General features: G+C 38.8%; 26 protein-coding genes, 1 pseudogene and 1 riboswitch. Of the genes and pseudogenes, 22 read left to right on the forward strand and 5 right to left on the reverse strand.

Annotated elements, in window-relative coordinates; translation table 11 throughout:
- The first annotated feature begins 16 nt into the window (after positions 1 to 16).
- On the forward strand, positions 17 to 1,306 hold the full coding sequence (locus tag ACWJJX_RS16325; protein ID WP_454023117.1) for an MFS transporter: 1,290 nt from the start codon (positions 17 to 19) through the stop codon (positions 1,304 to 1,306).
- A 91-nt stretch (positions 1,307 to 1,397) separates the two neighbouring features.
- On the opposite strand, the gene cotR is transcribed toward ACWJJX_RS16325, so the two are convergent.
- Positions 1,398 to 2,366, reverse strand: a complete 969-nt coding sequence (cotR, locus tag ACWJJX_RS16330; RefSeq protein WP_014304416.1) for a sporulation hydrolase CotR — start codon at positions 2,364 to 2,366, stop codon at positions 1,398 to 1,400.
- A gap of 203 nt (positions 2,367 to 2,569) precedes the next feature.
- Here cotR and ACWJJX_RS16335 point away from each other — a divergent pair, with 203 nt between their 5' ends.
- The 3 genes from ACWJJX_RS16335 (at position 2,570) to ACWJJX_RS16345 (ending at position 3,794) form a co-directional block, all read left to right on the forward strand.
- Positions 2,570 to 3,046: a DinB family protein gene (locus tag ACWJJX_RS16335; RefSeq protein ID WP_070082684.1), complete on the forward strand. Its 477-nt coding sequence runs from the start codon at positions 2,570 to 2,572 to the stop codon at positions 3,044 to 3,046.
- 35 nt (positions 3,047 to 3,081) lie between these two features.
- Complete coding sequence (locus tag ACWJJX_RS16340; RefSeq protein WP_044802983.1) at positions 3,082 to 3,447, forward strand: cupin domain-containing protein; 366 nt, start codon at positions 3,082 to 3,084, stop codon at positions 3,445 to 3,447.
- 161 nt (positions 3,448 to 3,608) lie between these two features.
- A complete protein-coding gene (locus ACWJJX_RS16345; RefSeq protein WP_015388652.1) occupies positions 3,609 to 3,794 on the forward strand; it encodes a hypothetical protein in 186 nt (61 codons plus the stop codon).
- A 581-nt stretch (positions 3,795 to 4,375) separates the two neighbouring features.
- Here the strand turns inward: ACWJJX_RS16345 and ACWJJX_RS16350 are convergent.
- The gene (locus ACWJJX_RS16350; protein ID WP_454023118.1) at positions 4,376 to 5,077 is read right to left on the reverse strand and encodes an NAD(P)H-binding protein; all 702 of its coding nucleotides are present in this window, start codon (positions 5,075 to 5,077) and stop codon (positions 4,376 to 4,378) included.
- A 400-nt stretch (positions 5,078 to 5,477) separates the two neighbouring features.
- On the opposite strand from ACWJJX_RS16350, the gene ACWJJX_RS16355 reads away from it, so the two are divergent.
- The 4 genes from ACWJJX_RS16355 (at position 5,478) to ACWJJX_RS16370 (ending at position 8,526) form a co-directional block, all read left to right on the forward strand.
- Positions 5,478 to 6,296 carry an oxidoreductase gene (locus ACWJJX_RS16355; RefSeq protein ID WP_454023119.1) on the forward strand — a complete coding sequence of 273 codons (819 nt, stop codon included), beginning with the start codon at positions 5,478 to 5,480 and terminating at the stop codon, positions 6,294 to 6,296.
- A gap of 114 nt (positions 6,297 to 6,410) precedes the next feature.
- Positions 6,411 to 6,902, forward strand: a complete 492-nt coding sequence (locus tag ACWJJX_RS16360; RefSeq protein WP_049627957.1) for an alpha/beta fold hydrolase — start codon at positions 6,411 to 6,413, stop codon at positions 6,900 to 6,902.
- 44 nt (positions 6,903 to 6,946) lie between these two features.
- Positions 6,947 to 7,246: an alpha/beta fold hydrolase gene (locus tag ACWJJX_RS16365; protein ID WP_156524396.1), complete on the forward strand. Its 300-nt coding sequence runs from the start codon at positions 6,947 to 6,949 to the stop codon at positions 7,244 to 7,246.
- Between the two features lie 293 nt (positions 7,247 to 7,539).
- Positions 7,540 to 8,526, forward strand: a complete 987-nt coding sequence (locus tag ACWJJX_RS16370) for a helix-turn-helix domain-containing protein (RefSeq protein WP_454023120.1) — start codon at positions 7,540 to 7,542, stop codon at positions 8,524 to 8,526.
- A 572-nt stretch (positions 8,527 to 9,098) separates the two neighbouring features.
- Here ACWJJX_RS16370 and ACWJJX_RS16375 read toward each other — a convergent pair.
- Positions 9,099 to 9,665, reverse strand: a complete 567-nt coding sequence (locus tag ACWJJX_RS16375; protein WP_049627960.1) for a TetR/AcrR family transcriptional regulator — start codon at positions 9,663 to 9,665, stop codon at positions 9,099 to 9,101.
- A 187-nt stretch (positions 9,666 to 9,852) separates the two neighbouring features.
- Here ACWJJX_RS16375 and ACWJJX_RS16380 point away from each other — a divergent pair, with 187 nt between their 5' ends.
- The 6 genes from ACWJJX_RS16380 (at position 9,853) to ACWJJX_RS16405 (ending at position 16,157) form a co-directional block, all read left to right on the forward strand.
- Positions 9,853 to 10,680, forward strand: a complete 828-nt coding sequence (locus tag ACWJJX_RS16380; RefSeq protein ID WP_173613263.1) for an oxidoreductase — start codon at positions 9,853 to 9,855, stop codon at positions 10,678 to 10,680.
- 116 nt (positions 10,681 to 10,796) lie between these two features.
- Positions 10,797 to 11,996, forward strand: a complete 1,200-nt coding sequence (locus ACWJJX_RS16385) for a cytochrome P450 (RefSeq protein ID WP_049628794.1) — start codon at positions 10,797 to 10,799, stop codon at positions 11,994 to 11,996.
- 81 nt (positions 11,997 to 12,077) lie between these two features.
- Entirely contained in the window at positions 12,078 to 12,326 is a 249-nt protein-coding gene (locus ACWJJX_RS16390; RefSeq protein WP_454023121.1) for a ferredoxin, read from the forward strand.
- 134 nt (positions 12,327 to 12,460) lie between these two features.
- A complete protein-coding gene (locus ACWJJX_RS16395; protein ID WP_454023122.1) occupies positions 12,461 to 13,594 on the forward strand; it encodes a diflavin oxidoreductase in 1,134 nt (377 codons plus the stop codon).
- Between the two features lie 517 nt (positions 13,595 to 14,111).
- Positions 14,112 to 14,432 (forward strand): hypothetical protein, encoded by a 321-nt coding sequence (locus ACWJJX_RS16400; protein WP_070081414.1) that lies wholly within the window; start codon positions 14,112 to 14,114, stop codon positions 14,430 to 14,432.
- 378 nt (positions 14,433 to 14,810) lie between these two features.
- Positions 14,811 to 16,157, forward strand: coding sequence for an FAD-binding oxidoreductase (locus tag ACWJJX_RS16405; protein WP_102422371.1), 1,347 nt, complete (start codon positions 14,811 to 14,813; stop codon positions 16,155 to 16,157).
- A 77-nt stretch (positions 16,158 to 16,234) separates the two neighbouring features.
- Here the strand turns inward: ACWJJX_RS16405 and ACWJJX_RS16410 are convergent.
- A pseudogene (locus tag ACWJJX_RS16410) lies at positions 16,235 to 16,533 on the reverse strand (VOC family protein).
- A gap of 194 nt (positions 16,534 to 16,727) precedes the next feature.
- On the opposite strand from ACWJJX_RS16410, the gene ACWJJX_RS16415 reads away from it, so the two are divergent.
- The 3 genes from ACWJJX_RS16415 (at position 16,728) to ACWJJX_RS16425 (ending at position 19,652) form a co-directional block, all read left to right on the forward strand.
- Positions 16,728 to 17,669 carry a cation diffusion facilitator family transporter gene (locus ACWJJX_RS16415; protein ID WP_015239240.1) on the forward strand — a complete coding sequence of 314 codons (942 nt, stop codon included), beginning with the start codon at positions 16,728 to 16,730 and terminating at the stop codon, positions 17,667 to 17,669.
- 63 nt (positions 17,670 to 17,732) lie between these two features.
- Positions 17,733 to 18,770 (forward strand): flavin-containing monooxygenase, encoded by a 1,038-nt coding sequence (locus ACWJJX_RS16420; protein ID WP_146276180.1) that lies wholly within the window; start codon positions 17,733 to 17,735, stop codon positions 18,768 to 18,770.
- Between the two features lie 348 nt (positions 18,771 to 19,118).
- Positions 19,119 to 19,652, forward strand: coding sequence for a cupin domain-containing protein (locus tag ACWJJX_RS16425; protein ID WP_146276182.1), 534 nt, complete (start codon positions 19,119 to 19,121; stop codon positions 19,650 to 19,652).
- 256 nt (positions 19,653 to 19,908) lie between these two features.
- On the opposite strand, the gene ACWJJX_RS16430 is transcribed toward ACWJJX_RS16425, so the two are convergent.
- Entirely contained in the window at positions 19,909 to 20,436 is a 528-nt protein-coding gene (locus ACWJJX_RS16430; RefSeq protein ID WP_225979779.1) for a DinB family protein, read from the reverse strand.
- A 96-nt stretch (positions 20,437 to 20,532) separates the two neighbouring features.
- Here ACWJJX_RS16430 and ACWJJX_RS16435 point away from each other — a divergent pair, with 96 nt between their 5' ends.
- The 5 genes from ACWJJX_RS16435 (at position 20,533) to ACWJJX_RS16455 (ending at position 24,036) form a co-directional block, all read left to right on the forward strand.
- Positions 20,533 to 21,075: a dihydrodipicolinate synthase family protein gene (locus ACWJJX_RS16435; protein WP_225979780.1), complete on the forward strand. Its 543-nt coding sequence runs from the start codon at positions 20,533 to 20,535 to the stop codon at positions 21,073 to 21,075.
- A gap of 55 nt (positions 21,076 to 21,130) precedes the next feature.
- On the forward strand, positions 21,131 to 21,511 hold the full coding sequence (locus ACWJJX_RS16440) for a hypothetical protein (RefSeq protein WP_146276184.1): 381 nt from the start codon (positions 21,131 to 21,133) through the stop codon (positions 21,509 to 21,511).
- Positions 21,512 to 21,628: 117 nt separating this feature from the next.
- Positions 21,629 to 21,732, forward strand: a riboswitch (TPP riboswitch).
- Positions 21,733 to 21,809: 77 nt separating this feature from the next.
- Positions 21,810 to 22,274, forward strand: a complete 465-nt coding sequence (locus ACWJJX_RS16445; protein ID WP_014417011.1) for a TIR domain-containing protein — start codon at positions 21,810 to 21,812, stop codon at positions 22,272 to 22,274.
- A complete protein-coding gene (locus ACWJJX_RS16450; protein WP_146276186.1) occupies positions 22,271 to 23,281 on the forward strand; it encodes a thymidylate synthase in 1,011 nt (336 codons plus the stop codon). Before ACWJJX_RS16445 ends, ACWJJX_RS16450 begins: the two co-directional genes overlap by 4 nt.
- A complete protein-coding gene (locus ACWJJX_RS16455) occupies positions 23,278 to 24,036 on the forward strand; it encodes a class I SAM-dependent methyltransferase (protein ID WP_146276188.1) in 759 nt (252 codons plus the stop codon). The genes ACWJJX_RS16450 and ACWJJX_RS16455 overlap by 4 nt, the downstream gene beginning before the upstream one ends.
- Positions 24,037 to 24,045: the final 9 nt, after the last annotated feature.

A 24,045-nucleotide genomic window follows, 5' to 3' on the forward strand; every position in this document is an offset into this window, starting at 1 on the left:
AGTGAGGGGGGATAGGATGCGAATAAAATATCACTATGCATGGATCATTGTGTTTGTCACTTTTTTTACCTTTTTAGCAGTTCAAGGCGCGCGTCTTTCATTTGGAGCTTTTGTTGAACCATGGGAAAAAGATTTTTCTATGAATAGAGGAACAATCTCACTTATTTCCACTCTGAGTTTTATCATATATGGCATATCTCAGCCCATAATAGGGAGGCTGGTTGATAAATTAGGTCCCCGAATGATTTTGTCAGTCAGCACTTTCGTAGTCGGGGTCAGCTTTATATTGACTTCTTTTGTAAATCATCCATGGCAATTATTTATCCTTTACGGAATTGTTATCTCAGTCGGTGTCGGAGGGGCATCCAATGTAGCCGCAACAGTTGTTGTTACAAATTGGTTTAATGAAAAACGCGGACTTGCTTTTGGAATTATGGAGGCAGGGTTTGGCGCGGGTCAGATGCTTCTTGTTCCCGGCTCTCTCATTTTGATTCAATGGTTTAACTGGAAGTTAACTGTAGTGATTTTGGGTCTGCTTTTAATGGTTATTGTGTTTCCTGTCATACTGTTATTTTTACGGAATCATCCCGGCGAGATGGGGTTATCTCCTATGGGCGGTTTTATGAAAGCAGGAGTTGAAAGTGAACAGCATACGGCCCGCTTTTCTGTTTGGGCTGTGTTTTGCAAGAAACAATTCTGGTTTTTAATATTACCTTTTGCTATATGCGGTTTTACAACTACAGGGCTGATGGATACTCACCTTATCCCTTTTTCTCATGACCATGGATTTTCAACAAGTGTAACCAGTGCCGCAGTTAGTGTATTGGCGGGATTTAATATATTGGGGATAATCATTTCAGGAATTGCGGCAGACCGTTGGAGCAGTAAAAAGATGCTTATTCTTTTATATGCCATACGCGCATTATCAATTTGTATCCTGTTATATAGTCATCATCCGGTCATATTACTTATTTTTGCCACCCTGTTTGGACTAGTTGATTTTGCAACTGTAGCCCCTACTCAAATGTTAGCCACGCAATATTTTAAACAATATTCAGTTGGTTTTATTTTAGGCTGGTTATTCCTGAGCCATCAGATAGGATCAGCGCTGGGAGCTTATGTACCGGGTTTTCTCTATAGTGAAATGGGTAACTATGATCTTTCTTTTTATTTCTCAATTATTATTTTGTTGGGAGCGGCAATATTTACTTTCTTACTGCCTGAAACGGTGAAAATAAAAAAAGAGCAAAAACCGACCGATTCAGCTTCAAATGAAACAGTATCCCAGCGTGTGAATAACCCGTGAAGGTCCAAATCCTCTCAGCCGCATTAAAAATACCAAGGGTTTGAGTCCCTTGGTATTTTTTGTTCATTGTATGATGATGTAAACTTCTTGCTTATTTAGCGCTGTCGTTCCAGTTTTTCTCTATAAATGTATTCGCAGGCTGTAAGTTGGTTTTGTTCGCAATTTCAATGACAGCGGGAACCACGGAAGGGTCTGTTTTGGAGAAGTTAGGAATCCGCGGATCTAACCGGAAAAAGCGATTTCCCAGCAGATTCGCGCTGACCATGGATTCATAGTAGCCATTTCCGCCGGAGATCATCTGAAGAAATGGCAGTAAAGGTTCATTAGGCGACCTGTCCAAAAGGACTCCCCAATTTGGAGGAAGGTTCTTCAGATTTTCGGGACGTATGTTATCCGCACTTACCATTCCCCATCCCCTCGTATCTCTTCTTAACCGAGTCGGGGCTTCACCTGTCCCGATGGATAGCGCCGCAATTTGATCCAATGGCACGTTGGCTTTACCAACCGCAAACGCGATACTGGCCGTACTGGGGTTCGTTGCCACTACATATCCGTCCACGTAGTTTTGATAGGCGCGCTGTGTCGCGGGAGCACCGCTGCTCCGCAGTATGACATCACTCACTTTCTCATTTAAATAGGGAGAGCCGGGAAAGTTGTGAAATAATACGGGCGTCCAACGATCCAGTGCCGGGGAGTATAATTTGAATGAAGGGACAACAATTCGTTTTCTTACATCTTTAAGACGAAGGCCTGGCGGGAAAAAGTTTCGTACCGCTTTAATAAAACCGGAATATGGTAATTGCTGATTGAAAACAGGTCCGCCCGGCCGGGAAGTGCTGAATGCGGGCAGGATTTCATCCTCAAAATACTGAAGTGTTTCCTTCGGAGATCTTCCGCTTGCTAATGCCAGGGCAGTAAATGAACCGATTGAATTTCCCGCAAATACATGGGTTCGGCTTATTAATGCCGGATTTTCTTCAGCCAGTCTGTTCAATAGTTGTAAACTTAAAGCACCTAAGGTACCGCCCCCGTCAAAGGTCATGATCCGATATTTTGCCAAAGCTGATTTCTCCTTTCTGATGAAAACTATCATTCAGTATATGTTCAGCCAGAGTCTATTGTATGGATGAATGAATATCTTCTTATCTTAAAAATGGTTTGATTATCAATCCAGCGAGTCGGGAAAGGATATGTTTTTTATTTGAAGAGGTTTTTTCCGTGAAGAAGGAGAATTATTATTTAAAAATAAAAGGGGGAAAATACTTGAATACAATTGACCTTATTGTTTTACATTTTGAAGAGGTAAGACGGCGAAGCATCAAGTTATGGACAGCTGTACCTGAGGAAAAAATGGACTGGCGCCCGGATTCCGAAGCAATGTCGTGCAAGGAAATGATAAGACATGTATTAGAAGCGGAATTTCTTTATCATCACATTTTACTAAAACAAATGAATGAGTCTTCAGAGGAATCCGAAAACCCGTATGAATCAAAAACGTTTACCACAGTAACCGAAGAATTAGAATTCGCAAAACCGTATCGGGCCGAGTTTTTGTCATTCATCAAATCGTTAAACGAAACAGATTTAACAAATATAAAGATTGACAGGTCTGATGTTGGATATATTCGCGAACTGGGAGACATGTTATTAAGAATCGCTTACCATGAGTCTGTACATACGGGTCAGCTTTTAGACTACCTCAGAACTGCTGAGGTTGACAGGCCTTTAATTTGGGACTAGTAAAATGATTGAGTTTTACACGGGAAGGGGAAAGAATGGAATATAAACCGATTAATTTCCAAGAGAAATTAGCTGCGTTCCAAGATCAATGGTCTCCAAAAGTAATCGCTGAAATGAATGATTATCAATTTAAACTTGTTAAAGTACAAGGGGATTTTGTTTGGCATAAGCATGACGAAACAGATGAAGTCTTTATTGTTATTAAGGGTAATTTAATCATTGAATTTCGTGATGGAGAAGTAAAATTAAATGAAGGTGAAATGTTTGTCATTCCGAAAAATGTTGAACATAAACCTTATGCAGAATCAGAGTGTAACATTTTGCTTGTAGAACCTAAAGGTGTTGTGAATACCGGGCAGGAAATAACTGATCAAACAGCTGAAAATGATGTCTGGGTCTAGCCTGTAACAAAAAACGATCAAAACTCCGAAAGACCGAATGACATTAGAGACAATGATCAGGAAAACCAATTAAGAATGATTTAAGGTTAAATATTGAAAAATTTTGTTGATATTATAATACATTGTTTGGAAATGTAATCATTTTATAAGGAGTTTTCTAATTGCGTTGGAGTAAATGGTTCAATATTTTTTGCATAGCAGCATTGGGATCAATATATGGCTATAAATTGTTTACTAACCAAGAAGTCAGTACGGCTCGTGTAATCATCGCTGCTGCTATTATCTTGTGGAACATTGTCGGACTTTTTAGCAAAGAACCAGTAAAACAAACACAGCAAGCAAACTAAAAGCCAAAAAACACTTTCCAATCGTTCAATAAAAAGTTGGTACAGAAGGATGCTGCAGCGTGCAGCATCCTTTTTATCATTCCTGGAAAGCGCAATGAAAATAAACGTCCATAACAAGTGATATGATTATAATGTTTAAGACCCAGTGGAGGAATACCCATGAAGCACAAGTCCTCCCGGCCGCATCTCAATAATACCAAGGGTTTAACGGCCTTTGGTATTATTTTTTGTGTAGAAAATACGGCTATGGAAGTCTTGCTCACTATAACTCATCAGTTACTTAAAATAAGCGGTCGGCAGTTTCCGTCGGTTTATTAGGAAAAAGATGTTCTTAAGTATTCATTGTAAAGAAACGGAACTATGTCCTAAGCGTTTCTCATCACATTCCATAACGTGTTGTTGGATTGGAACATTTAACAACAAGCTGTATCCGTTTTGGATCAGAAAGCGTTAATGTTTTCTCTTCCTCGTCGAAGACGGCTTTTGGGCATCACCAAAAGACTTTCACCATTTGAGGAACAATAGCGTAAACATAAACAAGTTTCATACATAGCAACTTGAGAAACAACTAACCTTGACATTCAGTTATGTTTATATTTAATTAACTCTTTGTGAGAGATAATGTTATCAATCTGTATCATGTCACGAGATTCATAAATCATTAAAGGTTCCTTATCTCTAAGAGCGGATTGATTCATTGCATGTGCAACCACACTTGGTTTTATGCCCATTTTAGCTTGAATGGATAGAGGAAAAGCCCATGAAGTATATTTAACTAATTTTACAGCAATAAGTTCACCTAATCTGAATTCTTCTCGATCAGCGATTAATAATGAAGGTCTAAATACGGAAAGCTTAGGTAGGTTTAAAGATAAGAGTTTGTCCTCCAGTTCGCCCTTTATTCGAGTGTAAAACATGTTCGATTTAGGATTTGCCCCCATAGCACTCACCAATAAAAAATGACTTAAGCCATTCTTTTTTGCCAGTGTCGCTATCTGGTATGGATATTCGACATCAACTTTATACATCTGGTCCTTTGATTTCGCTTTTTTTATTGTTGTACCCAAACAACAAAATACATCTGTTACCTCTTCGGCTGGATACTCATCTTCTAAATGATCAAAATTAATTTTAAGTACTTTGAGTTTTTCATGCTCTATCTCAAGTGGTTTTCTAGCCAATACAATAATTTCACTATATGACTCGTTTTTCAGGAGGATTTCGATTAGTTTAGTACCAACTAAACCAGTTGCTCCAACGACTAAAGCTTTTTTGTCACTCAATATGATCACTTCCAATTCGGTTTAAGTCTTCAAAACTAATCGCTTTCGTGTTCGCCTTTCTCACTCCATCTTAACGACAGTCAGCTCGGCTTATGCTCTCCAAACGGCTTTGCTATTGTCTTCTCATACCTGCTTCAGATGTAAAAAAAATCCAATTTATTCTTTGAGTATTATATTCTCGTTCTCCTAGGTTTTATTGTATCCATTTTTTATTTTATTACAAACTGGTTTGATTCTAATAGCCATTAGAAGCCGTGCTTTTCTATTTTTATTTCTAAACCCTTACAGTTCTGTAACTTCAGATGGCGCGTATTATCAAAAAACTGACGCCTTTAGCTATATAGTTATTCATGATAGGAATGTATGATTACACTATAAATTCAATGGGGGGAAGATAGATATGAGTAAAAAAGTTATTTTGATTACTGGAGCAAGCAGCGGAATTGGCTATCATACAGCGGAAGTGTTGGCAAAACAAGGACATAAAGTATACGGAGCTGCTAGACGGGCAGAAAAAATCCAGCCATTATCTGCGGTGGGTGTAGTTGCAGTAAAATTAGACGTAACAAATGAAGAATCTATGCAAAAAGCCATTCAAACAATCATCAAAGCTGAAGGTAAAATCGATGTATTAATCAACAATGCCGGTTATGGCTCTTATGGTGCTGTAGAGGATGTTAAGATCGAAGAAGCAAAAAACCAATTTGAGGTAAATCTCTTTGGTCTTGCCCGGCTGACACAGATTGTTTTACCGCATATGCGACAACAACAATCAGGTCGAATCATCAATACTTCTTCAATGGGTGGACGTCTGACAAGTTTCATGGGCGCATGGTATCATGCGACGAAATATGCGCTGGAAGGATTCAGTGATGCTTTACGAATGGAAGTTAAACAATTTGGCATTGATGTTGTGTTGATTGAACCAGGCGGAATAAAAACAGACTGGGGATTTATCGCCGCTGATCACTTAGAAGAATCAGCAAATGGGGGAGCCTATGAAGCAGCCGCAAAGAAAGCTGCTGCGGGTATGAGAAAACAATACTCATCTAATATGCTTTCAAATCCGTCGGTCATTTCAAATGCTATTTCAAAAGCGATAAATAAGAGAAGACCTAAAACTCGCTATTTAGTAGGTTTTGGTGCAAAACCATTAGTGTTCATGCACACTATTTTGCCGGACAGAGTATTTGATTTTATTATGAAGAATGCCAGCTGACTGACTTGGGATGGCACCATTATTAATGACCGAAATCCGTATTTTTCAAAGTGAAAAAATAGATCAGTGAAAGTAAAGCAATCAACAAAATCATTAGAATTGGAGCAAATAGATTTGAATAACGTAAAAAGAATAAATTTCTTTAAACGTGATGGATTGACTTTTAATGTTATTGATAAAGGCCCAATAGATGGAGAAGTTGCAGTCCTTTTACATGGCTTTCCACAAAGGGCTTCATCTTGGTCAAACGTAATGAAAGAATTAAACAAAGCTGGATATCGTACAATTGCTCCGGATCAACGAGGATATTCCCCAGAGGCCAGACCAAAAGGACGTTATGCTTATAGAGTGTCAGAATTAGCAATGGATGTTGTTGAACTAATCAAACAGCTTATTACAGGACCCGTTCATTTAGTAGGTCATGATTGGGGTTCTTTCGTTGGGTGGACTGTTGCTGGTAAATATCCCAAGTTTATTAAGACGTGGACTTCTGTATCTTTACCGCATCCTAAAGCATTTGTTCGTTCCCTGTTTTTAAGTAAACAGTCTTTCCATTCTTGGTATATGCTTTTTTTCAGTTACCTCTTATACCTGAATTCCTATTAACCAACATGCGCTCTTTGAGAAATACAATGCTTAAAAATGGGGGGATGGATGACGAACTTGTAAATAGGTATGAACAAGAAATGATTAAAGAGAGAGCGTTAAAAGGGGGGATAAATTGGTACAGAGCAATGCCTTTCTTCGGAAAAGCACTTAACATAAATGTTCCAACCACTCATATATGGGGAGACAAAGATGTTTCATTAGAAAGAAAGGGTGCGGAATTGGCAGGGAACTATGTAAACAGCTCATATAATTTTGAAATCATTGAAGACGGAACTCATTGGCTTCCTGACCAATCCCCTAAACAGCTTGCTAAGTTATTAATTAAATCGTTTGAAAGGTAATAAATGAGTTGTTGCTATACTATTGGTGATTATTAATAACTACAGCATTAAAAGAACTACCCATAGCAGCCGATAAAGGCAGATGCTGCGGATATAAGAAATCAATGCTCTTCTAGTATGCTATAAAACTGCCGGTCATTTCAATTGCTGTTTCACAAGAGAAAACTAAAAATTCATTATTCAGTTGGCCCTTGTATAAAACTAACAGTGTTTATGTACACTGTTTTATCAGTTAGAGCCTTAAATTTATGATGAAGAACGTAAGCTAATCAATTTAGAAAGAAGTTTTTAAAATGAAGTTAACAATTACTACTCAATTTCAAGAATTTATTTTGAGCTTAGGACTTTCTATGGAGGATTTATTGCGCCGTGCGGGGATTCCAAACTTACTTTGGAAAGAGGAACTTGTCGTTACTGATCAAGAATACTATCGTTTATTACATGAATTTGATCTTTTAGTAACGGACGAGCAACTTTTAGCTTTTAGCGAAGTTAAAAACATTAACATGTTTATGCCGCCTATTTTTGCAGCGCTGTCTGCCCAAAATGGTATAGAAGCACTGCACCGGTTTGCCACCTACAAGAAGCTGATTGGTCCTGTTTCAATTCGTGTACAAGCGCTCGAAGAGGTGGTTAGTGTTCACTTTTCGTTTATTTATCCTGAGCAGAAACTTCCGCGCTTTGCGCTATTAAATGAACAGCTGCTCTTGATTAGTCTGTTAAGGACAGGAAGCGGTGCGGACATTAACCCGCTCACGATCAGCGGTCCATTTGAATATGGCGGACAGATTGAAGGGTATGTAGGAGCTGTGCCAGAAGTAGGGGAAGAGAATCAGCTGGTGTTTAAAGTGGAAGATTTAAATCGGCCATTTTTAACCCAAAATAATAGCATGTGGCAATATTTAGAGCCGGCACTAAAAAATAAACTCGCAGAGCTCTCAGCTCAAAGGTCATTTTCAAGTACTGTTCAGACAGCCTTATTTCAAGCAATACCTAGCGGTAACTTCTCATTAGAAGAGATTGCACATTCATTAGGAGTCAGTCCTAGAACGCTTCAGCGCAATTTAAGTGCTGAGGGTACTGCCTTTAATCAACAATTACAAGCAACACAAAAAATGCTTGCGCTGAATTATGTGCAAAATGATAGCTTAAACATGAATGAGATCACGTATCTTGTAGGATACGCAGACCCTAGTTCATTTTCCAGAGCTTTTAAAAAATGGACAGGCAAGACAATCTCTCATTATAAAAAGGAGAACACTGAGAAGAGAGAGGGATAATGATGGAACAGCATTTTAAAGCGGTCGGAATTTTTGCTGATGATATACCGGCCGATGGCAATCAGGATCGCTTAGGCTTAACACCGGATTATGGGAAAGAAACGAAGTAAGAGGAGTAGACTATGATGTGTTTACTCCTCTTTTTCTGTCTATGAACCTTTTGTTGTAATTGATGTAAATTTGCGCTGACTGCTCTGGTGTTTCTTTTCTCTCCGTATCGATCCACTTTTCAAGTATGTCAAATTCCGCAGAATCGAATTCATAATAATACTTCAAAATCCTTCATTAAGTCAGCTTTGAATTTCTAAAATACCGCAGGGGCGTATTCCTCTAAATGTTTCACATTCTTTTTCAGCCTCTAATATTCAAATCGTACTATTCAGCAGCAAGTAATTTGTAACGCTTTTCTTCCGTCGAATTCTTTATAAGATATTTTAGCTAAGGATTATAGAATGTTGATTACTTGCAAATCATTAAAAAACAGCTGTCTTTTTTTTAGACAACTGTCCCTTGACCTTCACCTCATTATAAAGATATAAGGAGAACTTTGTGAATCGGCGTATTACAGTTAATCAGCTCTTCAAATGAGGGTTATTTAATGCAATATCAGAGTAAATTTGAGCTAATTGCTTTGGGGTTTCCTGGGTGCCGCTGGCAATCCATTTTTCAAGCATGTGCCAAATGCCTGCGGAATGGAAGTCATTATAATACTTTAAAAACGTATCATCAAAATCTTTCATTACATGAGCTTTAAATTTTTCAAATACAGTAGGTGCATATATTCTCAAGTGCTTGAGAATCATAATAAAAAGATTATTTTTATAAATAAGCTTTAAAAAATCGACATGTTCATACCAAAACTCGAAGTAGGCATAAGACATGGAGTAAGGCGTGAGTGATTCTAAAGATTCAAATGCTTTTTCAGTCTCCTTCATTAACCCTGAAATATATTCGTAAAGCACATCTTCTTTAGAGTCAAAATTACGATAAAAAGTTTTTCGTACCAGTCCGGCTCTATCTGAAATTTCCTTAATCGAAATCTTATCATAAGGCTTTTCTTCCATTAGTTTTAACAATGCTTCAATAATCCATTTCCTTGAACGGATAGAAATAGGATTATTACTTTTTTCGTTATTCATTCATCATGATCTCCTTATCAAAACAAATGTCTCATATTCTCAAATATGTATCACTTGTTCTCAATATATTGACTTGAACTTCTCCTATTCATTATAATTCACCTTAACGAGTGATACAAGTGTGTATCTTGATACATGTGTTACATTTTATCGATCGAACAAATCTCTTCCTGGAGGAATGGACGGTATGACTCAGAATAAAAAAGGCGTGGTCTTAATTACGGGGGCATCCGCAGGGATGGGGAAGGCGACTGCGGAGCTCTTGCTAGAACGAGGGTATATTGTTTATGGAGCGGCAAGACGTGTAGACAAGATGAAAGACTTAGAAGTAAAAGGTGCAGAGATTTTAGCTATGGATGTGACAGACGAACAGTCTATGATCGATGGTGTAAACCGAATCATTCAGGAACAAGGAAGAATCGATGTGTTATTTAATAATGCAGGCTATGGCTCTTATGGGGCTGTAGAAGATGTTCCGCTAGATGAAGCGAAAAGACAGTTTGAAGTAAACCTTTTCGGACTAAGCCGTTTAACCCAATTAGTATTACCCCATATGAGAGAGCAAAGATCAGGTAAGATCATTAATAACTCCTCAATGGGCGGAAAAGTTTATACTCCATTAGGTGCATGGTATCATGCGACAAAGCATGCATTGGAAGGCTACTCTGATTGTCTTCGTTTTGAAGTTGCTCAATTTGGGATAGATGTAGTGATTATTGAGCCAGGATCAATTGAGAGTGAATGGAACGATATTACTTTAGAGAACGTTCAAAAAACTTCTGGTCATACAGCATATGCAAAGATGACAAAAGCCTTCGTAGATATGTCAAAAAGGTCACCAAAATCGACTTCTCCAAAAGTCATCGCAGAAATTGTCTTACGAGCGATTGAATCAAAAAAGCCAAGGACTCGATATGTAGCCGGACAGTTTGCAAAACCTCTGATCACACTGAGAAAACTAGTATCTGACCGCATGTTTGATGGCATTCTTTATAGAATGTTTAAGCTGAAGTAAAAGATACTTTTGAATTTGATGAAATGGTTCTTTATTAAGATAGACAAGAACTAAAAAACATAGAATCGCACAACCTGCGGGTATTAATCAAAGGAGTGTTAACATTGAAAAAAGAAATGAAAGGTCAACAATTTTTACCGATAAACGACATTAAAGGAGGAGCGGACAAAGTTGATGCATATAATCCCTTTTCTTGGTATGAAAAGATGAGAAAAGAGTCTCCTGTTTACTATGATCAAAATACAGGAATATGGAGTGTCTTTCTTTACGAGGATATAAAAAGAGTGCTCAGTGAAAAAGAAACCTTTTCAAGTCACTTTTCAACAAATAAAGGTTCCATCGGCAAAACATTGATTAATCAAGATCCGCCTAAACATACTCAAATAAGATCGATTGTTAACCGAAGCTTTACCCCGCGCGTAATGAAGGAGTGGGAGCCGCGCATTCAAGCGATTACGGATGAACTCATCCAGCGTATGGATGGAAAAGAAAAAATCGATATTTATAAAGACTTTGCCCATCCTCTTCCGATTATAGTGATTTCTGAGTTGTTAGGCGTACCTTCTGAATATATGGATCAATTTAAACAATGGTCTGATGTCTTAGTCAGTTCACCAAAAAGCAGTAAAGAGGAAGACATGAAAGAATTTTTAACTGCCCGAGAAACAGCAGAAAGAGAATTAGAAGAATTCTTTCAAACGATTATCGCGGAAAAACGAAAAAATTTAAGCAACGATCTTATTTCAATCCTTATACGGGCAGAAGAAGAAACTCTTAAAATATCGGAGAAAGAATTGATTCCTTTCTGTAACCTTTTATTAGTAGCCGGAAACGAGACGACAACTAATCTCCTAACAAATGCTGTTTTTAGTATATTGGAAAATGAAGGAGTTTACGATGAACTAAGAAATGATTTGTCTCTTATTCCTTCGATGGTTGAAGAATCTTTACGCTATCGTTCACCTGCACAGGTTCTCAGACGTAAGGTGATACGGGATACAGAGATAGGCGGTCAACAGTTGCGAAAAGGTGAAACGGTTATTGTATGGATTGGCTCAGCGAATCGTGATGAAAATAAGTTTAAAGATGCATCGACGTTTGATATTCATCGTAAACCAAATCCTCATATCGCTTTTGGGCACGGAATTCACTTTTGTTTAGGAGCGCCTTTAGCACGTATGGAAGCAAATATTGCGATGACGGCATTAATTAAAAAATATTCTTCTATCTCTCTTCCAGAAGGGTTTACTCTGGATCCAATCGAGAGCAGTGCCGTATATGGACTAAGAAGTTTTCCTGTACTTGTAAAACAATAATCCATCAACATGCAGGACGCAGAAATCCAATAGAGGGCGTAGAGGGCAGGATATACAAAAGGAGACGGAGGTGAGCCGAAGTTGGCTAAGTACACGATTGTAGATAAAGAAACTTGCATTGCATGCGGAGCTTGCGGAGCCGCAGCACCGGATATTTATGATTATGATGAGGAAGGGCTTTCCTTTGTTATTCAGGATCATAATCAAGGGACAGCCGAGGTGCCGGATGTACTGGAGGACGATCTGATGGAAGCCTTCGAAGGCTGCCCAACAGAAGCGATTAAAGTGGCAGATGAACCATTCGATGGAGATCCTCTTAAATTTGAGTAAAGCCTTCATAAGTACAGGGATGAAAACCTAAGAAAAGCTATAGTAAGTGAACCATCAACGCACCCATTGAAAGTGTTAAACTTAGAGTTGAGGTTTATACAATCTACTATATACCGAATAAAGGAAGTTGAGAGATGCCAGAGTATTCAAGAAACAACCCCTTTCCAGCAAAGGTGCTCAAAAATATTAATTTAAACCATGAGGGCTTTAATAAAGAAACAAGACATATTGAATTATCCTTAGAAGGTTCAGGGTTTTCTTACGTTCCAGGTGATGCTCTGGGTATCGTACCAGAAAATGATCCAGAATTAGTAGCTGAACTTCTGGCAGAAATGCAGTGGGACGGAGAACAGGTTATAACGATTAATAAGAAAGGCGATACGCTTCCGCTGAAGGAAGCCTTAACAACCTATTTCGAAATTACGTTACTAACGAAGAAAATTTTACAACAAGCAGCAGAATTCACAGAAAGTGAAGAGCTAAAAGTACTTGTGACTTCTGAAGATGCAAGTCAAATAAAGGAATATATGTATGGACGCGATTTACTGGATTTGTTACGTGAATTTGGTCCGTGGAAAGCTTCTGCTCAAGACATCACAGCTCTTTTAAGAAAAACCCCGCCGCGTCTTTACTCGATTGCCAGCAGTTTAGCTGCACATCCGAATGAAGTACATGTAACAATAGGCGTTGTACGTTATAACTCTTACGATAGGGATCGAAAAGGAGTTTGTTCGGTTCAATGTGCAGAACGTGCAGCAGAAGGGGATACGCTTCCCATCTTCATCCAACCCAATAAGCACTTCCATCTGCCGGAATCGGAAGAAACAGATATTATTATGGTTGGTCCAGGAACAGGGATTGCGCCATTCCGTTCCTTTATTGAGGAACGTGCAGTAAATAAAGTAAGCGGGAAAACATGGTTATTCTTTGGAGATCAGTATTCAGCAACCGATTTCCTTTATCAAGACGAGTTAGAGAAGTATCAAGAAGAGGGCGTACTTACAAAGGTAGATAAAGCGTTCTCTCGTGATACAGAACAAAAAGTATATGTACAACATAAAATGCTCGAAAACAGCAAGGAAGTGTATCAATGGTTACAAGACGGAGCTTATTTCTACATTTGCGGAGATAAGGAGTATATGGCAAAAGACGTTCATGAAACATTGATATCCATTATTGAAGAAGAAGGAAACATGAGCCGTGAGGAAGCTGAAGAACAGCTGGCAGCCATGAAAAAAGAAAAACGTTATCAACGTGATGTATATTAATAGTGATTAGTTAGAGAGAGCAGCTCCATTTCACAATGTGATGGAGTTGTCTTTTTTTATGAAGTTTTCACTCCATAATAATCTTCCATACTTTGTAAACGAAATGGCCGGTTTCAAAATTGCAGAAGATCAAGCTAGGGACTAAAAGGAAGAACAGAACTTTCCTTTTTTACTCGGACAGTTTGAAAACTAATTTATCGTTAAGTCCCGGCCGCATTAAGAAGACCAAGGGTTTTAGTCCCTTGGTCTTTTTTGTGTCCGTTACTCTTACGTCTAGTAGAACTTGCAGTCTTTGGTGGGAGCAGTAATCTTGTATTCACTTTTAATGATAGAAAGTGCCTTAAAAACATGTTTTTCTTTTCTTATACGGTCAATATCAGTCAAGCATCCAGAATCTGTTTGTATCGAAAAATGAAAATTCCCTAAAATGTGCCGGTTCATCAAAATACCAGTCCAAGCTGCAGTTCTTTCTTTACATAGTATGTAGAGATTAAAAAATGAGAGAAGGAGTGGCGTAATGTATTATAACGAAGGTGAAGATCAACAGTACGTTCCGAAGAAAAAGCCATACAATGAAGCCTGTGACCTTGGTCATGATTTTGATATGGCGGACGACGCAGCAAGAGCGGAAGCGGCAAGAGAAGCAGAAGCGAGAGCCAGAGCGGAAGAAGCCATAGCAAGGGCGGAAGAAGCAAGAGCCAGAGCGGCAGAAGCAGCAAAAGCAGCAGCAGAAGCAAAGGTAGAAGCGGCAAAATTAGCAGCCAAAGCGAAATGTAAAAAACGTCATAAGAAAGAGAAAAAACATGATTGCAAACGTAAGCACAAGAAGAAAAAATAAGAGCTTTTCATCATGTAAAAGATAAGATTCAATGTGTATTGATTTTATCCGTACAGGGGTGCAAAAACGATAAAGAAAAAGATTCTTGTCGGGGGATCAAACAGAAAGATTGCTCAGCAGAACCACGCATGGCAGGGCAAACATAATGTTCTATGGACTTCCATAGTCAGGTCGGGATATCACGCCGATAAATGTAAGTGCCTATCATGGTAGGAAAGACAAGAGTTTCGGCAGGTTGCCGCTCTTGTCTTTTTTTGTTTTTATATCATCTTCCCGTATATGTATCTATTTTTAAGTTTGCAGAACATCTGTCTAAGAATTTGTCCAATTCCTGCATATACTGGTATCGGAATCAAATGCTTATTGGGAGTGAAATAGATGGGATCAGCACAGTTAACGGGACGTGTCATCTTCAAAGGGGACCCCGGCTATACACAGGCGGTTAAGAATTGGAACCCTTATGTTGATGTCTGTCCGCTTGTCTTTGTTTTTGCACAAAATTCATACGATGTAAGTAATGCTATTAAATGGGCTCGTGAGAAGAATGTGCCTTTGCGTGTCAGAAGCGGCCGCCATGCTCTGGATAAAAATCTTTCCACGGTAAGTGATGGGATTGTTATTGATGTGAGTGACATGAATAAAGTTTTCTTAGATGAAAAAAACGCGGTAGCAACCGTTCAAACCGGCATTCACGTCGGCCCGCTTGTAAAAGGTTTAGCTCGGGAAGGTTTTATGGCCCCGTTCGGAGACAGTCCAACCGTCGGAATCGGAGGAATCACGATGGGAGGCGGATTTGGAGTGCTTTCACGATCGATCGGCCTGATAAGTGATAACCTTCTCGCACTGAAAATGGTAGATGCCAAAGGCAGGATCATTCAAGCAAATCATTCCCGCAATGAAGATTTACTGTGGGCTTCCAGAGGCGGCGGGGGAGGCAATTTCGGATATAACACCCAATATACATTCAAAGTTCACCGTGCCCCTAAAACCGCAACCGTCTTTAATATCATTTGGCCGTGGGAACAGTTAGAAACGGTATTTAAAGCGTGGCAAAAATGGGCGCCGTTTACAGACGAACGATTAGGATGCTACCTTGAGATTTACAGCAAAGTAAATGGTTTGTGCCATGCGGAAGGATTGTTCCTCGGTTCAAAACCGGAGCTGGTTCAATTATTAAAACCTTTATTAAATGCAGGAACGCCGGCACAAACAGTAATCAAAACACTATACTACCCGGATTGTATAGATTTCTTAGATCCTGACGAACCGATTCCCGGCAGATCTGATCAGAGTGTTAAATTCTCCTCGGCGTGGGCGCTCAATCTTTGGCCGGAAGAACCTATTGCAGTAATGAGACAATTTTTAGAAAAAGCGACTGGGACAGAAACCAACTTCTTTTTTATCAATTGGGGCGGCGCGATAAGCAGAGTTCCAAGCAGTGAAACAGCCTTCTATTGGCGCCGTCCATTATTTTATACGGAATGGACGGCCAGTTGGGAAAATAAATCACAAGAAGCTTCGAATCTTGCATCAGTTGAAAGAGTGCGTCAGCTGATGAAACCATATGTAACAGGTTCATATGTGAATGTTCCGGATCAAAATATCGAGAACTTCGGAAAAGCATATTATGGCTCAAACTTTGCAAGGCTTCAAAGAATAAAGGCGAAATACGATCCCGAAAATGTATTCCGTTTTCCGCAAAGCATCCCGCCATCGTATAAATAGGTTGATCGTTGTGGGAAACAAATTAAAAAACACACCAGAACATTCAGGTGTGTTTTTATTGTTGCTATAAAATTTGGTTATTCACTTGCATCCCAGTGCGGATTCCAAACGATTTCCCACAAGTGCCCGTCGGGGTCTTGGAAGTGACCGGCGTATCCGCCACAAAAGTATCATGAGCGGGATCAGTTAACGTAACGTTTGATTCATGTGCGATGTCTTTGCGGTCCCAAAGGGCAAGTTTCAGTCCCGTTTGCAAGTCGTTCAAATCTGTACCGGCTGTTCCTTCTGTAGGCAGAGCCAAGCCATCCCGATAGAAGTGCAGCGATTTTTCTAAATTGTCTGCGCCTAAAGTAATTACTGTAATCCGCGGCTTCATAGCAATGCAACCTCCCAAGCTAAGCTAATGATAAGAAACATTTTCATTGAAAATATTTTGACATTTCAGTAAAGAACCTATATATTCATATATGAGCACATAATCATATAAGGTTATTTTTGTGTCCGTGTTAGAATGCTTCATAGCAGAAAAGAAATAATAAATACAGTGTATGAGATAAGGAGGAGATTTTTATGGGTCACAATCACAATCACGCTGGCGGATCCAATAAGAAGGTTTTATTGATCTCTTTTATCATGATTACAGGTTATATGATAATAGAAGCGATAGGCGGATTTTTAACCAATAGTTTAGCGCTTTTGTCAGATGCAGGCCATATGCTGAGTGATTCAATCTCATTAATGGTGGCTCTGATTGCTTTTAAATTGGCCGAAAAAAAGGCAAGTCATCATAAGACATTCGGCTACAAACGATTTGAGATTCTTGCAGCTGTGATCAACGGTGTTGCATTAATATTGATTTCCCTTTATATCATTTATGAAGCAATCAAACGTTTCTCTCATCCGCCGGAGGTAGCAACAACCGGCATGCTGACGATTAGTATCATCGGGTTAGCTGTGAATATATTGGTCGCTTGGATTATGCTGAACGGCGGAGATACAAAGAATAACCTGAACATTAGAGGAGCTTACTTACATGTGATAAGTGACATGCTCGGATCTGTAGGTGCCATACTGGCTGCGATCCTTATCATCTTCTTCGGATGGAGCTGGGCAGATCCAGCGGCCAGTGTCATTGTGGCTATTCTTGTGCTGAGAAGCGGTTACCATGTGACGAAAGACTCCATTCACGTATTAATGGAAGGAACTCCGGAAAATATCGATGTCACTGACATCATTCATACAATTGAAGAGACAGAAGGAATTCAAAGCATTCATGATTTGCACATATGGTCTATCACAAGCGGATTGAATGCTCTTTCCTGCCACGCTGTTGTTAACGATCAGCTGACCATTTCTGAAAGTGAAAGTATTTTACGCAAAATTGAACATGAACTTGGAGATAAAGGCATTACACATGTAACCATTCAAATGGAAACAGCTGCGCATAATCACGACAATACGATTCTTTGTCAGGCCCAAACTGAGAATCCGCGTGACCATCATCATCATTAAAGGAGGAGATAGGGACTCACTTTGTCTGCTGACAATTAAGATAAAACCGGAGGGGGGCTTCATATGTACGACACGATAGTAATCGGAGCCGGTCAGGCAGGAATCTCAGTAGGATATTATCTAAAGAAGTCGGAACAAAAGTTTATCATTTTGGATAAAAGTCATGAAGTGGGGGAAAGCTGGAAAAACCGGTATGACTCATTGGTCTTATTTACTTCTCGAATGTACAGCTCTTTGCCGGGAATGCAGCTTGAAGGAGACAAGCATGGACTCCCTTCAAAAAATGAAATTGCTGCTTATCTGAAAAAATATGTTGAAAGGTTTGAAATCCCGATCCAATTACGGACAGAAGTAATAAGTGTCCAAAAATTAAACAACTATTTCTTAATAAAAACAAACCGGGAAGAATATCAAACGAAGAATCTTGTGATGGCCGCAGGCCCTTTTCATACCCCTAACATCCCATCAATATCAAAGGATGTAGCCGGTCATATTCGTCAATTACATTCTTCACAATATAAACATTCAAAACAACTGGAGCCTGGGAATGTACTGGTAGTCGGCGGCGGGAATAGCGGGGCTCAGATAGCTGTTGAATTATCCAAAGAAAGAGTTACATATTTGGCTTGCAGTAATAAACCGGTTTATTTTCCTTTATGGATTGGAAAAAGAAGCATTTTTTGGTGGTTTGATAAATTAGGAGTTTTACATGCAAGTCATACATCAATATTAGGCAAGTTCATTCAAAAGAAAGGCGACCCCATATTTGGGTATGAATTAAAACATGCAATAAGACAGAAGAAGATCATCTTAAAACAAAGAGTCATAGCCGGAAAGCAGAATGAAATCATTTTTAAAGACTCATCTTCAATAGAAGTAAACAATGTTATTTGGGCAACTGGTTTTAAGAATCCGCTTTGGTGGATAAAAATAGAAGGTGTTTTGGATAAGGAAGGCCGAATTATACATCACCGGGGTGTTTCAGCTGCGGAGGGATTGTACTTTATTGGTTTGCCTTGGCAGCATAGGCGAGGTTCAGCGCTGCTTCAAGGTGTAGGAAATGATGCTGAATACATTGTAAAACAAATGAACGGTGGATAGACTGAGGAGAGCAGTAACTTACGGGTTTACTGCTCTTTTTTGTGTTGAATACGTCCAGTTATGTGACTGTGGCTGTTTTAATCGGCTTGTGGAACAGAAAACACAATATCTCTTGGTTGTCGGACTGGTGAGTGCATACCCCGGGCAGGTTCAAGTTTCTCGGCTGCAACAGTATTACCCAAGAGTTACAGGCCTTTGGTATTTTTTATGCAAACGGGTTTTGTGGCCAAAACGTTTCTGCTAACTTCAGTCTTTTAGCCTGAACAAGGGAATTTCTTAGTGTGGCACACTCTCATTACAAAAAGCATAGGATAATATCACAAAAATTTAAAATTGCGGGGATGAAAAATGTATTATATACCTTTTTCGCATCAATGTTATTATTGTGTGAACGTACCGATGTATAGCGATGGAAGATCTGTTTATTGGACTGTTCCAAATAACTATGATCCTTCATACGAAGATAGAAACCTTCTCTTGAAAGATTATGGACCAAAACCATTTGTCGTGAATATCAATAAAGCCGCAAAACAAAACAATACGTTCCGTACGGCCCTATGGACAGGAGAGCATTTTCAAATTACTTTGATGAGTCTTGGTATTGGAGAAGATATCGGTTTGGAGATCCATCCTAACGTAGATCAATTCTTACGGATTGAGCAAGGCCGAGGGCTAGTTAAAATGGGCAAGAGTAAAGATCATTTAAGTTTCCGAAGAAATGTCTATGATGATTATGCCATTGTTGTCCCTGCCGGCACGTGGCACAATGTGATTAATACGGGTAATACGCCGTTAAAACTATATTCAATTTACGCTCCTCCCAACCATCCGTTTGGTACAGTTCATGTGACAAAGGCCGATGCAGCGGCTGCGGAAGATTAGTATAGGATTCCAGAGGACTTTGCTGCTGCAAAGACTATAAAAAAATCGTATTGGGACAGCATGATTAAATATAGCGATTGAATGGCTGAAACACAAAATATTAACGTTTCAGCTTGTCATAGTGCAGTTGATGCGGTGCTTTATTCCGCAACTTTTCAACAGCAAATGTGGTTTTTTGTCTGACCATTTTAATTGATTGGCAGTCAGTGAACATGAATTTGTAATAAATTTATCCTTGCTCCTCCTATAAGCGGCTTTAACAGCCAGGTTTCTGTTTCTCTTCAAACCATTTGCGAAGCTGATTAATATGAGCTTGATGATATCTATTATGGTCTGCCATATGCCATATTCCCCATTGAATGGTTGCTTGTTTATCTGCTTCATAATCTACTGTGTGATTCAGTTGATCGTCAGTTAGCTGATAACAAACAGACTTAAACATGCTGAATACTTCTTCATAATCAGTGAGAATTTGTTTTAATGAAACACCGGAAATGAAAGGAATCTTATTGTTCTTATCTAACATTGGTCCATACTTCTCTTCAAGCTGCTTTGGTATCGGTTCACCCTTTATTCTAAATATCCAGTTGAGATCAACATATGCTAAGTGTCTTATTAGCTGAGCTGTACTATTGTATGTTTGATTTGGTCCTTTATAATCGATCTCCTGCTGTGACATGTCTGACACAATGGATATTAAGCGGTTGTAATTTTCATTAACGGCAGAATAAAGCATTCCCACAAGATGATCCATGTGCGTTTCACCTTTTAAATCTAAAATCATAAAACCCCGCCTCATTAGTACAATTTTATATTTAGTTTGCCTTATTACTCTTATTTGTCAAGCAATCCAAAGAATGAATCGCTATAGGATGAAGCAATGAAGCAGGCTCTCTTTGCCTGCCTTTTTTGTGTGTCAGCCTTTACATCTGCCATGTTGGGTTATCTGAAACTGTCCTTTTTAAATGTCAGACAGTGTTATATGATACTCTGCAGATATTCAAGAATAGTACTTGGAGGTCATTCTCATGCAAATTTTATTGCTATCCCTACGCCTTTTCATGAAGATGAGCGTTTATATTCAGCAGGATTTGATGCTATTGTCGAACATTTGAAAAACAGCGGTATCCATTCGTTACTCATATGCGGCACGACTGGTGAACAGCATTCACTCAGCATAGATGAGCGCCTTCAGATCATTGAGTATGTTAATCAGCGAAAATTTGAAGATGTTGAACTGAAGTTCGGGGTTTCAGCCGTAAGAACCAGTGATGCCGTCAAACTGATGAAATACATTGAGAAAACCAATATTGATTTTGTACGGATTGTTTTTCCTCCTTATATAAGACCGACACAGCAGCAAGCCGTTTGTTACATTATTCATTCATCAATTGACTTCATATTATTTCATTTGATAACATAAAATGGTTATTGTGATTAAAAAAGGATACCCGTTTTTATAAAAAGGAGTCATAACGTTGCTGAAAAGGTTTTTTCTTGTTTTTCTTACGCTGATGATGTCTATATTTGCTGTATTCGCGGCGGCTGAAGAGTCTCCCGGCGATCGTGTCACTTCTTTTGACGAGCCTATGATTTTATTGATCTCACTCGGAATCATTTTATGTTTGTTCATTCCGCCATTCGTCATGTCCTTTTTTAGCAGCTTGGTTGTAAGAATCATATCCGGAGTCTATCAATGTTTTATCGTTCTCACGTTTGCGGGCCTCATTCCGATTGGATTTCTGATTCCCCATGGCTTTTTGACAATTCTTGCTGCCGTTCTGGGGACTTTGGTCAGTTCAGCGAGTGTTGCCGTGACCTTATTCGTTGGCAGGAAAAAAGAGGCCGGAAGGTTTTAAAACTAGTGGGTAAGCTGCAATATTGAAGGGGAATCCCAGTGATATCCGCAGCGCTTTTTGCCGGTCATTGTTTGACTATTTATATGGAATAGCATAGAATTAAAGTAAATATTTATAAAAAGTCACTAGGGGAGCTTTAATAGCTGAGAAGAGACAATACGTCCTGACCCTTTGAACCTGATTTGGTTAATACCAGCGTAGGGAAGTGAAAAATTAGAGAGATTCTTTATCTTATCTATATTTAAGCCACTTTCCATAGAGGAAAGTGGCTTTATTTATTTTGAAAGGGTGATATGAAGTGGCGACTAAAAAAGTTTTTCTGGCAGGGCCTTTTAAAAGTTTAGTAGATGAGAAAACTGGATTGATGAGTACGTATGAGAGGGGAAAGCTGGAATCATTAATTTCCTTTTTTGAGAATGAAGGATGGCTGGTTCATAATGCTCACAAGCGGGAAGGGTGGGGGAAAGATTTCATGACACCCCTTCAATGCACTAAAATTGATTTTGATGAAATAAGCACTTGCGACCTTTTTGCAGCATTCCCCGGATCACCCGCTTCTCCCGGAACACATATAGAAATTGGATGGGCTTCCGCCTTGAAAAAAAAGATCGTGCTATTTCTAGAAAAGGACAAGGATTATGCTTTCTTAATTCAAGGGTTAAATGCAGTGGCGGATGTTGAGTACATCAGCTATAAAGATACAGATGATTTATTAGAGAACATTAAAAATATCTTTGCAGCATATAAGGCGGAATCTCAATGAGAAAGAGAACTTTTCATGAAGCATATACGGAAACGCTGTATGACATCTATCACAACCCTGAATTTTTCAATTCACCGCGCGGACAAAAAAGCAGAGAACAATTGAACTACCATCTGACTCTGGAAAATCCAATAGAACGTGTCACTTATTTATCCTCAAGAAAAACCAATATCGTGTTTAATTTTGCTGAAGTGTTATGGTATTTATCGGGGAGTAACGACTTAGATTTTATCAGTTATTACAATAAAAAAATGCCTTCATATTCAATGAATAAAAAAACATTAACAGGCACTGCGTACGGGCCTAAAATATTTGAATTCGGAAATGCAAAACTAAATCAATGGAATCGAATAAAAAATCTTTTGACACAAGAAGATATTGATTCAAAAAGAGCATTTATTCAAATATTCGATGCTTCGGAACTCTTCGTTTCAGAAAATATAGATGTTTCCTGCACAATCGGTTTGCAGTTTTTTGTGAGGGAAGGCGAATTATACATGTCTTCTGTCATGCGTGCAAATGATGCTTTTCGCGGGATGATCAGTGATCTTTTCTCATTTACCTTCATGCAGGAATTAATGGCCAGAGAACTGCGTTTAGAAGTCGGAGAATATTTTCATAATGCGGGATCAATCCATATTTATGATTCAGATCATGAATGGGCGAAAACGGTGCTTGAGGAAGCTGAAAATCACCATGATATTCCGGAATTTGAATTTCCGAAAATGCCTGAGGGAAATAACTGGCCGTCCATTGAAACAGTCTTAAAGTACGAAGAATTACTTAGGAAAGATCAAATTTCTATGACAAAAAACGATATTGAAATGCTTGATTTACCTGATTACTGGAAACAGATTCTTTTCCTTTTCAGTATATACCAGCATATTGCATATAAACGGGATATGGATCATTCTCTATTTCAAAGTTTACTTCCTATATATCAATTTTTCGTCAGGAATAAGTGGTTTCATTATTTCTCAATTGAGCAAAAGGAGGAAATTCAATGAAAACTTCATGGAAAGAAGACAGTGTTGCTGGTAAATTCGATGCTTATAATGACGTTTTAGAACAAACGTTAGGTTTTGAGTTTGTTTTTCGTACTTTTGATAAAGCGGAGATTAAAAAGGTGCTGGATTTCGGATGCGGTCCGGGAAAGGTAGCTTACAGGCTGGCTGACAGAATAGGCTGCAATGTGATCGCAGTCGATGAATCAAGGAAGATGTTAGATATAGCAAAGGCAAAAAGACAACATCCTCATGTGAACTATCATTTAATTGAACACGATAATCTTTCCTTCTTACCAGATCACTCAGTTGATGCTGCAATGGCCTGTTATGTTTTTATTAATACGGATAGTGACCAGCGTATCAAAGGTATCATAAATGAAATTTTTCGTGTGTTAAAACCAGGAGCTTCATTTGTCATACTCGATACGAATCCTGATTCAACCGGAATTGAATTTTCAACCTTCCGCAATGGAATACCGGGGAAAGAATATTCTTACGGAGAAGAAAGAAATGAATGGCTCCATGTTCCGGGACAAGCAGATTTAATTTTAAATGATTTTCATTGGCCGAAGTCAATGTATTATAAACTATTAACTCATGCAGGTTTTGATAATGTAACTTTATCAGAACCAACGTTAAACGATATTGACCAAGAGCATGTAAAAGCCATAGAGAAAGAGTTTCAATTTAATAATTGGAAATGTGAAAAGGAATATCCGCCTTTTGTCATTTTTAAAGCAGTGAAACCTGCCTGAAGGAGGAGT

This window comes from Bacillus sp. YH3-2-B2, assembly GCF_053663335.1.

Excerpts from the sequence above, each read along its gene's own strand:
- ACWJJX_RS16325 (WP_454023117.1), top strand. The coding sequence starts at position 17 with ATGCGAATAAAATATCACTATGCATGGATCATTGTGTTTGTCACTTTT.
- ACWJJX_RS16340 (WP_044802983.1), top strand. The coding sequence starts at position 3,082 with ATGGAATATAAACCGATTAATTTCCAAGAGAAATTAGCTGCGTTCCAA.
- ACWJJX_RS16355 (WP_454023119.1), top strand. The coding sequence starts at position 5,478 with ATGAGTAAAAAAGTTATTTTGATTACTGGAGCAAGCAGCGGAATTGGC.
- ACWJJX_RS16365 (WP_156524396.1), top strand. The coding sequence starts at position 6,947 with ATGGATGACGAACTTGTAAATAGGTATGAACAAGAAATGATTAAAGAG.
- ACWJJX_RS16370 (WP_454023120.1), top strand. The coding sequence starts at position 7,540 with ATGAAGTTAACAATTACTACTCAATTTCAAGAATTTATTTTGAGCTTA.
- ACWJJX_RS16375 (WP_049627960.1), bottom strand. The coding sequence starts at position 9,665 with ATGAATAACGAAAAAAGTAATAATCCTATTTCTATCCGTTCAAGGAAA.
- ACWJJX_RS16380 (WP_173613263.1), top strand. The coding sequence starts at position 9,853 with ATGACTCAGAATAAAAAAGGCGTGGTCTTAATTACGGGGGCATCCGCA.
- ACWJJX_RS16385 (WP_049628794.1), top strand. The coding sequence starts at position 10,797 with ATGAAAGGTCAACAATTTTTACCGATAAACGACATTAAAGGAGGAGCG.
- ACWJJX_RS16395 (WP_454023122.1), top strand. The coding sequence starts at position 12,461 with ATGCCAGAGTATTCAAGAAACAACCCCTTTCCAGCAAAGGTGCTCAAA.
- ACWJJX_RS16400 (WP_070081414.1), top strand. The coding sequence starts at position 14,112 with ATGTATTATAACGAAGGTGAAGATCAACAGTACGTTCCGAAGAAAAAG.
- ACWJJX_RS16405 (WP_102422371.1), top strand. The coding sequence starts at position 14,811 with ATGGGATCAGCACAGTTAACGGGACGTGTCATCTTCAAAGGGGACCCC.
- ACWJJX_RS16415 (WP_015239240.1), top strand. The coding sequence starts at position 16,728 with ATGGGTCACAATCACAATCACGCTGGCGGATCCAATAAGAAGGTTTTA.
- ACWJJX_RS16420 (WP_146276180.1), top strand. The coding sequence starts at position 17,733 with ATGTACGACACGATAGTAATCGGAGCCGGTCAGGCAGGAATCTCAGTA.
- ACWJJX_RS16425 (WP_146276182.1), top strand. The coding sequence starts at position 19,119 with ATGTATTATATACCTTTTTCGCATCAATGTTATTATTGTGTGAACGTA.
- ACWJJX_RS16430 (WP_225979779.1), bottom strand. The coding sequence starts at position 20,436 with ATGATTTTAGATTTAAAAGGTGAAACGCACATGGATCATCTTGTGGGA.
- ACWJJX_RS16435 (WP_225979780.1), top strand. The coding sequence starts at position 20,533 with ATGAAGCAGGCTCTCTTTGCCTGCCTTTTTTGTGTGTCAGCCTTTACA.
- ACWJJX_RS16450 (WP_146276186.1), top strand. The coding sequence starts at position 22,271 with ATGAGAAAGAGAACTTTTCATGAAGCATATACGGAAACGCTGTATGAC.
- ACWJJX_RS16455 (WP_146276188.1), top strand. The coding sequence starts at position 23,278 with ATGAAAACTTCATGGAAAGAAGACAGTGTTGCTGGTAAATTCGATGCT.